The organism is Paenibacillus sinopodophylli, from assembly GCF_005930355.1.
Lineage (GTDB): Bacteria > Bacillota > Bacilli > Paenibacillales > Paenibacillaceae > Pristimantibacillus > Pristimantibacillus sinopodophylli.
The window spans coordinates 399,439-407,238 of record NZ_VDBO01000001.1 but is presented as its reverse complement, the minus strand read 5'-3'; the positions used below and the strand labels follow the sequence as shown (position 1 = coordinate 407,238).

Below are 7,800 nucleotides of genomic sequence, written 5' to 3'. Positions count from 1 at the left end.
GTTATTCCTGTTATTCCTGTTATTCCTGTTGCACCAGTCGCGCCCGTGACTCCATTTGCTCCTGTTGTACCTGTGACACCTGTAATACCTGTGTTTCCTGTGGCTCCTGTTATTCCCGTAGCACCTGTCGCTCCTGTTTCACCAGTAACTCCAGTAACTCCTGTTGCGCCAGTCTCGCCTGTGACCCCTACGGCTCCTGTAACTCCCGTTGCTCCTGTGACACCTGTAATACCTGTGTTTCCTGTGGCTCCCGTAATTCCTGTTGTTCCGGTAGTCCCTGTTGCTCCTGTTGCTCCCGTATCACCAGTAGTTCCTGTTACTCCTATAGCGCCAGTAGCACCTGTCGCACCTGTCGCACCTGTCGCACCTGTCGCACCTGTGACTCCTGTTACTCCTGTAACTCCCGTTGCACCTGTGACTCCTGTTGCTCCCGTAATTCCTGTTGTTCCGGTAGTTCCTGTTGCTCCTGTTGCTCCTGTTGCTCCCGTATCACCAGTAATTCCTGTTACTCCTATAGCGCCAGTAGCACCAGTAGCACCTGTGACTCCCGTTGTTCCTGTGGCACCTGTCTCTCCCGTAGCACCGGTTGCTCCTGTTTCGCCAGTCACGCCAGCGACTCCAGTAACTCCTGTAGCACCAGTCGCTCCAGTGACTCCTGTTGCACCCGTAATTCCTGTTGTTCCGGTAATTCCTGTTGCTCCTGTTGCGCCTGCGGTTCCTGTTATTCCCATTGTTCCTGTGTTTCCTGTGTTTCCTATCGCTCCTGTCTCTCCCGTAGCTCCGGTTGCTCCGGTTGCTCCTGTTGCTCCTGTTGCTCCTGTTGCTCCCGTAGCGCCAATCACTCCTGTTGCTCCTGTCACGCCTGTGACTCCTGTTGCTCCCGTATCACCTGTTGTTCCTGTGACACCTGTTAGTCCACTTGCACCTGTTATTCCCGTAGTACCCGTGGCTCCCGTAATTCCTGTTATTCCTGTAGTCCCTGTTGCTCCCGTATCACCAGTTGTTCCTGTGACTCCTGTTAGTCCAGTTGCTCCTGTAATACCTGTGTTTCCTGTGACTCCTGTGGCTCCTGTTAATCCAGTTATTCCTGTTGCACCAGTCTCGCCTGTTACTCCTGTGGTTCCGGTAGTTCCGTTAGTTCCTGTGGCTCCCGTTGCTCCTATTTCACCAGTAGCACCTGTGACACCTATTTCACCAGTCACACCAGTGACTCCTGTAGCACCAGTACTTCCTGTTATTCCCGTAGTACCCGTGGCTCCTATAGCGCCAGTAGCACCGGTTTCACCTGTATCTCCCGTAATTCCAGTACTTCCAGTACTTCCAGTACTTCCCGTTACTCCTGTAATACCTGTGTTTCCTGTTGCTCCTGTTCCTCCTGTGGCTCCTGTTAATCCAGTTATTCCTGTTGCACCAGTCTCGCCTGTGACTCCTGTGGTTCCGGTAGTTCCTGTGGCTCCCGTTGCCCCTGTTTCACCAGTCATACCAGTGACTCCTGTGACTCCCGTATCACCTGTTGTTCCTGTGACACCTGTTAGTCCACTTGCTCCTGTTATTCCGGTAGTTCCGTTAGTTCCTGTGGCTCCCGTTGCCCCTGTTTCACCAGTCATACCAGTGACTCCTGTGACTCCTGTGACTCCTGTGACTCCTGTGGCTCCCGTATCACCTGTTGTTCCTGTGACACCTGTTGGTCCACTTGCTCCTGTTATTCCGGCAGTTCCGTTAGTTCCTGTGGCTCCCGTTGCTCCCGTTGCTCCTGTTTCACCAGTACTACCAGTTATTCCTGTTGCACCAGTCGCTCCTGTTACTCCTATAGCACCTGTTGTTCCGGTAGTTCCTGTGGCTCCTTTTTCGCCAGTGACTCCAGTAACTCCAGTAGCACCAGTATTTCCTGTTATTCCTGTGGATCCTGTTGCTCCTGTAGTACCTGTAACTCCAGTCACACCTGTAATACCTGTGTTTCCTGTGTTTCCTGTTCCTCCTGTTTCACCAGTCACGCCAGTGACTCCAGTAACTCCTGTAGTACCTGTAACTCCAGTCACACCTGTGTTTCCTGTGTTTCCTGTGGCTCCCGTTACTCCCGTGGCACCTGTTATTCCCGTAACTCCAGTACTTCCTGTGACTCCCGTTATCCCTGTTACACCAGTGATACCCGGCTCACCTGTTGCTCCTGTTATACCTGTTTCACCAGTCGCGCCTGTGATACCTGTTATTCCTGTTATTCCTGTTTCACCAGTTACTCCATTACTTCCTGTTGCTCCTGTTACACCTGTACTTCCTATACTTCCTGTGACTCCTGTCGCTCCAATTGCCCCCGTAGCACCTGTTGTTCCTGTTTCACCAGTCGCACCTGTTACTCCTGTTTCGCCCGTAACTCCAGTACTTCCTGTTGCTCCTGATACACCTGTCGCCCCTGTTGCGCCAGTCGCGCTTGTGACCCCTGTTGCTCCTGTTGCTCCTGTCACACCTATAATACCTGTAATACCTGTGTTTCCTGTTGCTCCTGTTGCTCCTGTTGCTCCTGTTGCTCCTGTTGCTCCTGTTGCTCCTATAGCGCCAGTAGCACCGGTTTCACCTGTAGCTCCCGTAATTCCAGTACTTCCTGTTATTCCTGTTGCACCAGTCAAGCCAGTGACTCCAGTAACTCCAGTAACTCCAGTAACTCCCGTTGCACCTGTTAGTCCACTTACTCCTGTTATTCCCGTAGTACCCGTGGCACCTATAGCGCCAGTAGCGCCAGTAGCACCTGTCGCACCTGTTACTCCTGTAGTACCTGTAACTCCAGTCACACCTGTAATACCCGTGTTTCCTGTTCCTCCTGTTTCACCAGCAGCACCAGTACTTCCTGTTATTCCTGTGGATCCTGTAATACCTGTGTTTCCTGTTTCACCAGTAGCACCAGTAGCACCAGTAGCACCAGTCGCGCCAGTACTTCCTGCTACTCCCGTTTCACCTGTCGCTCCTGTAACACCTGTACTTCCTGTTGCTGCTGTAACTCCAGTCACACCTGTGTTTCCTATGGCTCCTGTTTCACCAGTAACACCTGTTATTCCCGTAGTACCCGTTGCTCCCGTAATTCCTGTTGTTCCGGTAGTCCCTGTTGCTCCCGTATCACCAGTAGTTCCTGTTACTCCTATAGCGCCAGTAGCACCTGTCGCACCTGTGACTCCCGTTGTTCCTGTGGCACCTGCCTCTCCCGTAGCACCAGTCGCTCCAGTGACACCTGTTAGTCCACTTGCTCCTGTTACTCCCGTAGTACCCGTGGCTCCCGTAATTCCTATTGTTCCTGTTGTTCCTGTTGCTCCTGTAGTTCCTGTTGCTCCTGTAGTTCCTGTAGTTCCTGTAGTTCCTGTAGTTCCTGTAGTTCCTGTAGTTCCTGTAGTTCCTGTAGTTCCTGTAACTCCAGTCACTCCTGTAATACCTGTGTTCCCTGTGACTCCTGTTTCGCCAGTGACTCCCGTGGCTCCCGTAATTCCTGTTATTCCTGTAGTCCCTGTTGCTCCCGTATCACCAGTTGTTCCCGTGACTCCTGTTAGTCCAGTTGCTCCTGTAATACCTGTGTTTCCTGTTGCTCCAGTGGCTCCAGTGGCTCCAGTGGCTCCTGTTAATCCAGTTATTCCTGTTGCACCAGTACTTCCTATTATTCCCGTTTCACCAGTCGCTCCAGTGGCTCCTGTGACTCCTGTGGCTCCAGTATCACCGGTTGTTCCTGTGACTCCTGTTAGTCCACTTACTCCTGTTACTCCTATAGAGCCTGTAGCACCGGTTTCACCTGTAACTCCCGTAATTCCAGTACTTCCCGTTACTCCTGTAATACCTGAGTTTCCTGTGGCTCCTGTTAATCCAGTTATTCCTGTTGCACCAGTCTCGCCTGTGACTCCTGTGGTTCCGGTAGTTCCGTTAGTTCCTTTGGCTCCCGTTGCTCCTGTTTCACCAGTACTTCCTGTTATTCCCGTAGTACCCGTGGCTCCTATAGCGCCAGTAGCACCGGTTTCACCGGTTTCACCAGTAGCTCCCGTAATTCCTGTTATTCCTATAGTCCCTGTTGCTCCCGTATCACCAGTTGTTCCTGTGACTCCTGTTAGTCCACTTGCTCCTGTTGCTCCTGTTGCTCCCGTAGTACCTGTAACTCCAGTCACACCTGTAATACCTGTGTTTCCTGTTCCTCCTGTTTCACCAACAGCACCAGTACTTCCTGTTATTCCTGTGGCTCCTGTAATACCTGTGTTTCCTGTTTCACCAGTAGCACCAGTCGCGCCAGTACTTCCTACTACTCCCGTTTCACCTGTCGCTCCTGTAACACCTGTACTTCCTGTTGCTGCTGTAACTCCAGTCACACCTGTGTTTCCTATGGCTCCTGTGGCTCCTGTTTCACCTATTGCTCCCGTTACTCCCGTGGCACCTGTTATTCCCGTAACTCCAGTACTTCCTGTGACTCCCGTTATCCCTGTTACACCAGTAATACCCGGCTCACCTGTTGCTCCTGTTATACCTGTTTCACCAGTCGCGCCTGTGATACCTGTTATTCCTGTGGCACCAGTTACTCCAGTACTTCCTGTTGCTCCTGTCAATCCAGTTATTCCTGTGGCACCAGTGGCTCCTCTTTCACCAATCGCGCCTGCGATACCTGTACTTCCTGTATTACCCGTTATTCCCATGACACCTGTTTCACCAGTCGCGCCTATGGCTCCAGTTGCTCCTGTTGTACCAGTACTTCCTGTGATTCCTGTAGCTCCTGTGGCTCCTGTATTACCTGTAACTCCAGTTACTCCTGTTACACCAGTACTTCCTGTGACTCCTGTCGCTCCTGTTGCGCCAGTCGCGCTTGTGACCCCTGTTGCTCCTGTGGATCCTGTTGCTCCTATAGCACCGGTTTCACCTGTAGCTCCCGTAATTCCAGTACTTCCTGTTATTCCTGTTGCACCAGTCGCTCCTGTTACTCCTGTTACTCCTGTTACTCCTGTTACTCCTGTTACTCCTGTTACTCCTGTTACTCCTGTTGCTCCTGTGACTCCAGTTTCACCAGTCAAGCCTGTGACTCCAGTGACTCCAGTAACTCCTGTTGCACCTGATAGTCCACTTACTCCTGTTATTCCCGTAGTACCCGTGGCTCCCGTTATTCCTGTTGCACCAGTCGCGCCTGTGGATCCTGTTTCACCAGTCAAGCCTGTGACTCCAATAACTCCTGTAGCACCAGTACTACCTGTTATTCCTGTTGCACCAGTCGCGCCAGTTACTCCTGTTACTCCTATAGCACCTGTTGTTCCGGTAGTTCCTGTGGCACCTGTTTCGCCAGTGACTCCAGTAGCACCAGTATCTCCTGTTATTCCTGTGGCTCCTGTTACTCCTGTAGTACCTGTAATACCTGTAATACCTGTGTTTCCTGTTTCACCAGTAGCACCAGTCACACCTGTGTTTCCTATGGCTCCTGTTTCACCAGTAGCACCAGTCACACCTGTGTTTCCTATGACTCCTGTTTCACCAGTAACTCCAGTCACACCTGTGTTTCCTATGGCTCCTGTTTCACCAGTAACACCAGTCACACCTGTGTTTCCTATGGCTCCTGTTTCACCAGTAACACCAGTCGCGCCAGTACTTCCTGCTACTCCCGTATCACCTGTCGCTCCTGTAACACCTGTTACTCCCGTTGCTCCTGTTGTTCCTGTGGCACCTGTGTCTCCCGTAGCACCGGTTGCTCCTGTTGCTCCTGTAACACCAATACCTCCTGTGATACCTGTAATACCTGCAACGCCTGTTTCTCCTGTAGCTCCCGTTGATCCTGTGAATCCAGTTGTACCTGTTGCTCCTGTGAGTCCAGCACTTCCTGTTACTCCCGTTATTCCCGTGACTCCTGTTTCACCAGTCGCGCCTGTGGCTCCAGTTGCTCCTGTTACTCCAGTATTACCTGTTATTCCTATGGCTCCCGTATTACCTGTAACACCAGTGTTTCCTGTTATTCCTGTTGCACCTGTAATTCCTGTTTCACCCGTAGCACCAGTCAATCCTGTGACTCCAGTACTTCCTGTCGCTCCCGTTACCCCTGTAACACCTGTTGTACCTATTTCACCAGTAGCTCCCGTTGTTCCAGTAACACCCGTAACGCCACCTTTACCAGAAATCCCATCACAACTCAAAGAGCTCGAGCCCATACATACATAACACGAACACTCCAGACTGAATTTACTTGATCCCGAGCAGTTGCAATCCATGTACAAGCTCCTTCCTCAAAATAGTCATATGAATCCAAGTACTTTTATCATCAAACAACATCCAGTAACTCTTTTATTCCATTAGCCGAAATGAATCCCTTATTGCTATTAAATGAACGCGCAAAGAAGTTTGACTGTACTTAAGCCTTCTAAATGAGTCTTTCCAAAGATAAAAGACTATTCAATCCACCTATCCAGCACAAAAAAACGACAACTCCCACGATCCTCATTCAAGGTTCATATCACGGATCATTTGCTACCGGTGCAAACACCCAAGCACACCGTAACAAATCGGCATACATTACTGAGTACTCAACATGCAAGGAGGTGCTGTATACAATGTCCGGTCATGTAGGTGGTGCTTTCACTAACACTGGAACGATTCTCGTGCTTTTCATCCTATTGGTGATTATCGCTTGTAGCTGTGGCGTTTTTGGCGGCGGCTATTAATAGCAACGAACTTGGTCCTCCTTAATCGGAGGGCCATTTTTATTTTCATCCCGGCACAGAGCAGAATCATTCATTATCGAAATCTCTACAGACACCTTTTAGTAATTGTTGAGAGCTAATTTCATTACATATTCTCGAATTTGCAAAATGAACATTAAATGGTAATCTAGAATAGGGAACAGGGACAAGCAATGACAAATTTGCAGTTTGAAAGGGTGTTTAGAATGTCACTTGAAATTTATTTAAACTTCAACGGAAACTGTCGCGAAGCAGCTGAATTCTATGCGCAGGCATTCCATTCAGAAATTACGCATTTGGCAACATTTGGAGATATGCCTCCGAATCCTGATCACCCGCTGCCAGAAGAAGCGAAGTCTCTCATTATGCATGCTCGTGTTTCGATCTTAGGGAAAACTGTCATGTTCTCAGATGTATTCCCAGGCATGCCTTTCCACTTAGGAAATAACATCAACCTCACTGCACTAAGCCCCGACGAAGCACAAATTCGTACTATTTTCGATAATCTTTCGCAGGATGGAACAATAAAAATGGAGCTTGCTCCCACTTTCTGGAGTAAAAGCTACGGACAGCTTACCGATAAGTTCGGTATAGAATGGCAATTAAGCTGCGAGGACGAAACTGCTGGTTCGTAACCAAATTTAGATTCCCTAAATAGAAAGGCGCTTCTCCACAAAGAGAAGCGCCTTTCTTCGTCAAAAACTCCTACTTTTCGCACCTATCGTTTGACATACTTTTTCAGTAAAATCATTTATTCTTGTGTTGTTCTTATGCAAACACCTAACTAAATATTCCCACTATTACAATACAGAAAGAGGAGATTATTCATGCTGATTAAAAAGAAAACAGACATTGCTTCTATTCTAGAAAGCTTCAATGCATTTTCCCAATGGGACCAAGACGGCCAGAAGTTTTACCTCGTATTCGAAGATCGAAAGCGCGGAGGTCAGTGGACCTTGATGAGCTATGGCGAGGAACGCTTCAGTGTTCATGGACTTGGCGACGAATACTTGGACAAGCAAGAATATTTCTTTAATGAACAAGCCGAAATAGTTTCTTTTCTATGGCAGAACCGTGCCGCTTTCAATGCTGCGCTCAAGCCCACCTCCATGTGCAGCTAAAAGTT

The 7,800-nt window shown here is 49.4% G+C and carries 4 protein-coding genes; 3 read left to right on the top strand and 1 reads right to left on the bottom strand.

Features of this window, described 5'->3' with window-relative positions:
* Positions 1 to 6,131 (bottom strand): beta strand repeat-containing protein (locus FGT79_RS32180; protein ID WP_281285892.1); only part of this gene is annotated, 6,131 nt, incomplete at its 3' end.
* 414 nt (positions 6,132 to 6,545) lie between these two features.
* Between FGT79_RS32180 and FGT79_RS32460 the strand changes: the two genes are divergently transcribed.
* The 3 genes from FGT79_RS32460 (at position 6,546) to FGT79_RS01575 (ending at position 7,795) form a co-directional block, all read left to right on the top strand.
* On the top strand, positions 6,546 to 6,656 hold the full coding sequence (locus tag FGT79_RS32460; RefSeq protein ID WP_138751036.1) for a sporulation protein YjcZ: 111 nt from the start codon (positions 6,546 to 6,548) through the stop codon (positions 6,654 to 6,656).
* 224 nt (positions 6,657 to 6,880) lie between these two features.
* Positions 6,881 to 7,309 (top strand): VOC family protein, encoded by a 429-nt coding sequence (locus FGT79_RS01580; protein WP_138751035.1) that lies wholly within the window; start codon positions 6,881 to 6,883, stop codon positions 7,307 to 7,309.
* Between the two features lie 192 nt (positions 7,310 to 7,501).
* Complete coding sequence (locus FGT79_RS01575) at positions 7,502 to 7,795, top strand: hypothetical protein (RefSeq protein ID WP_138751034.1); 294 nt, start codon at positions 7,502 to 7,504, stop codon at positions 7,793 to 7,795.
* Positions 7,796 to 7,800: the final 5 nt, after the last annotated feature.

Coding starts and splice junctions, on each gene's coding strand:
- FGT79_RS01575 (WP_138751034.1), top strand. CDS start 7,502: ATGCTGATTAAAAAGAAAACAGACATTGCTTCTATTCTAGAAAGCTTC.
- FGT79_RS32460 (WP_138751036.1), top strand. CDS start 6,546: ATGTCCGGTCATGTAGGTGGTGCTTTCACTAACACTGGAACGATTCTC.
- FGT79_RS01580 (WP_138751035.1), top strand. CDS start 6,881: ATGTCACTTGAAATTTATTTAAACTTCAACGGAAACTGTCGCGAAGCA.